The organism is Paenibacillus macerans (assembly GCF_050565405.1).
Classification (GTDB): domain Bacteria; phylum Bacillota; class Bacilli; order Paenibacillales; family Paenibacillaceae; genus Fontibacillus; species Fontibacillus macerans_B.
On record NZ_JBNYYG010000132.1, the window covers coordinates 1 to 567 of the forward strand.

Annotated in this window: 1 protein-coding gene; it reads left to right on the forward strand. The window is 44.1% G+C overall.

Annotated elements, in window-relative coordinates:
* Positions 1-528 (forward strand): IS3 family transposase (locus ACQ4N8_RS28160; RefSeq protein ID WP_430707677.1); only part of this gene is annotated, 528 nt, incomplete at its 5' end.
* Positions 529-567 lie beyond the last annotated feature (39 nt).

Below are 567 nucleotides of genomic sequence, written 5' to 3' on the forward strand. Positions count from 1 at the left end.
CAACAGGTGGCAGAGAATCTGCTTAATCGCAAGTTTCAAGCAGAAAAGCCGAATGAAAAATGGGTTACCGATGTAACGGAATTCAAATACGGCAATGCCCAGAAGGCGTATTTAAGTGCTATACTCGATCTTCATGATAAAACTATCGTCTCCTACGTCTTGGGGCATTCTAATAACAATCCTCTCGTTTTTCAGACGTTGGAATTGGCTTTGCAGACAGCTCCCGGATGTATGCCTCTGCTTCATAGCGATCGGGGCTTTCAGTATACCTCCCTAAACTTCAAGAAGCTCTTGGACGACAACAAACTAACCCAGAGCATGTCCCGGGTTGGTCGCTGCATTGATAACGGACCGATGGAATCCTTCTGGGGGACGCTAAAATGCGAGAAGTATTATTTGCATACCTACCGAACCTTTGAGGAGCTCAAAAAGGATATTGATGACTACATTCGCTTTTATAATTATGAAAGATTGCAAACAAAGCTAAACGGCCTCAGTCCCATGGAATTCAGGACAAAGGCCGCCTAATTGGTTTTTCATTTTTTGTACTGTCTACTTGACGGGGTG